At 30.3% G+C, this 2,693-nt stretch carries 2 protein-coding genes; one reads left to right on the top strand and one right to left on the bottom strand.

The annotated features are described in order from the left end of the window. Positions 1-791 precede the first annotated feature (791 nt). Positions 792-1,271: a GyrI-like domain-containing protein gene (locus CN601_RS22145; protein ID WP_098172376.1), complete on the bottom strand. Its 480-nt coding sequence runs from the start codon at positions 1,269-1,271 to the stop codon at positions 792-794. 108 nt (positions 1,272-1,379) lie between these two features. Here CN601_RS22145 and CN601_RS22140 point away from each other — a divergent pair, with 108 nt between their 5' ends. Beyond that, positions 1,380-2,342 carry a helix-turn-helix transcriptional regulator gene (locus CN601_RS22140; protein ID WP_098172375.1) on the top strand — a complete coding sequence of 321 codons (963 nt, stop codon included), beginning with the start codon at positions 1,380-1,382 and terminating at the stop codon, positions 2,340-2,342. Positions 2,343-2,693: the final 351 nt, after the last annotated feature.

Raw genomic sequence — 2,693 nt, 5'->3', positions numbered from 1 at the left:
TTTAGCTTTATCCAATCAAAGAATTCAAGAGATTCTTTATTCAATTCATCATCCCACTTCTTAGTAAAAGTATCTATTTTTTATATTATACTAAGTTATTCTTATTGCACTAAACTGCCAATTAGTTAAATAAGAAAATCAATAATCTACTTTAACAGAGCTTTTAATTTAAATGATGAAGATGTCTCATAAGGTCTTTGCTTTAATTGTATAAATCAAAATACAACGATTTGCCTAAAAAACAAAAAACAAACGAAACGATTAAATTGCCAGATCTTTATATCTTAATATAGGAATTTGTGTCAGGTGAAGGGGAAAATGCAAGTTTTTTCACTAAATTAACTTCTTTAAAAGCTAATAATTTATACTACGTATTTAAGAAGGCTATTATATTCATTTACTATTGTGAAATCTATCTTCATGTTTTCCAACGTTTAATTTAGGTTGATTCATGACCAACTGTTTAGCAGTATGAAATGGTATATATAAAACAAAATAGAGTCTAAAATGAAGAGACAAAAAAGATACAGTGATTATTTATTAGAGTTATATTCTATTGAAGGTTTCCTTTTTTAATAATAATCGGATTGATGACATTGTTGTTTCTTTATCCAACTATCGTATGGTCTTAGTTATAAATGAAAAAAAGAGCTGATCATCGGTCAGCTCTTTTTTATTTATTTGATACTACCGTTAATTAACAATAGAATAATATATTAGCTTATGGAAAGTTTTTGAATAATTAATTTCAAAATAATTATTAATCTTGGAGTAATCCCTAATTGTACAAATTATTTTCTTACTACAGGGATCCACATTTCACCAAATACTAAGCCGTTTCGATGACCCATTTCAACCGATGTATTTGGTCCACCAACATAGGCAAAATCCTTTGCTTCAGGTAAAACTTGACCAAAGGCAATACCAGTAAGTTTATTACTTAATTCTTCAGCTGTAGCACCTTCACCTTTTACTACTAGGTATTCTCCTTTAGGGAATTGGATAACTCTAGATTCTTCTTTTACAGATGCCTCTGTCATTACGCCAGCATAATGCATCATCTTGTTATTTACTGCTTCGTTCACTGTAAAAATGTAATCATTTGTAGCTATATTTTTTAAAGTTTCAAGTTTACCATCTTGTTTGATTGCATCCCAAAAATCTTCCTTTTCTTTATTTAACCCAGCATAATCTGTGTAATGGCTTTTAAGTTCAATTCCAATTCCTAAAACGGTAAAGCTATCTTTTTCTTCTAATGTATAATTTGTCATATTCAAAACCTTCCTTTTTTAAGTTTATCAAACGATTTGTCTTTTCATCTGATGAGTTTATAATAGTCTTAAATAGTGTCAAAAAATGATACTGTTTAGGAGGTACTGATGAAAAAAGTTGAACGAATTAATACGATCATGCGATATATTAACAACCGCGCCAAGTTTACAATTTCAGAAGTCATGCAAGAATTTAACATTTCCCGATCAACGGCTCTTAGAGATATAAGAGAAATTGAAGAGATGGGGATGCCACTTGTTGCTGAAGTTGGCAGGGATGGAGGATATTTTGTCATGAATAATTCTGTCCTGCCAACTGTTCGTTTTACAGATAATGAGATAAAGGCTCTATTTATAGCTTTTATGGCGACAAGAAATAAACAACTTCCTTATCTAAAGAGTCGACAATCTTTAGCAGAGAAATTACTTGGCTTAATCTCAGAAAACCAGCAGGATGATCTTGTTCTTTTAAATCAGATACTTCTTTTTGAAGGTACTAATCCCAATAATCCCGACTTACTTGATTTATCTGACTTACCTCAGCCAATGTTAGAAAGACTCATTGAAACACTACTTTTGGATCGCTTTTTATTGATTACTATCAAAGAAGAACAGGAATCACTATCTTATCCTATTTATCTTCTGCACCTTTACCATGACAAAGGTCTTTGGTTGATTGAAGGATTTGACTTGTTGGATGAAATGAAGAAGATTTTCTCGGTCGACAATCTTATAGATGTCGTAACATATCCTCAAAAAAAAAGATTAAGCAGAAAAAAGATTTTAGAAAAACTAAGTAAGCAAGATGAAATAATTAACCTTGTAATTGAACTTGGTCCAAAGGCAATTGCTCAGTTCAAAAAGTACCATCCTTTAATGCTCTCTATTTCTTATACAAGTCCTTACCAAACCACAGCCATTCTAAAAACATTTATTAATGTTGATAACTTTGGAGAATTGAACGATATAACAAACTGGCTCCTTTTCCTAGGTGATGATATAAAGTTAAAAGAAGTACCAGAAAAAATTATGAATGGTTTACAAGATAGATTAAACTTATTCTGCCCATAAGTAGACCCGTTTAAAAATTCACTTAAGTTCTTCAACTGAAGCATCAAATTAAACAGTTTGATATGTCAAAGGTAGAACAAGAAGTCAACTGAATATAACTGCCTTCTTTATACTGCAGTGTAATTGTTATTAAAATTAACTATATAAAAGTGCATCTAATTACTAAGTTAATTATTTTTATTAATTTTTTGTAAAGAAATGCTTGCAATAGGTTGGACGAGATGGTATATTTAGAAAGTTGTCACGACAAAACGAGTTCGGATAACAAAAATAATATAATAAATTGTTGACAGATGATTCGACAAAATGTTATGATATTAAAGTCGCTTCTGAGCGACAAAGTGAACTTTG

Source organism: Bacillus sp. AFS017336 (assembly GCF_002555445.1).
In the GTDB taxonomy this organism is placed as follows: domain Bacteria; phylum Bacillota; class Bacilli; order Bacillales; family Bacillaceae_G; genus Gottfriedia.
This window is presented reverse-complemented; position numbering and strand designations above follow the sequence as displayed.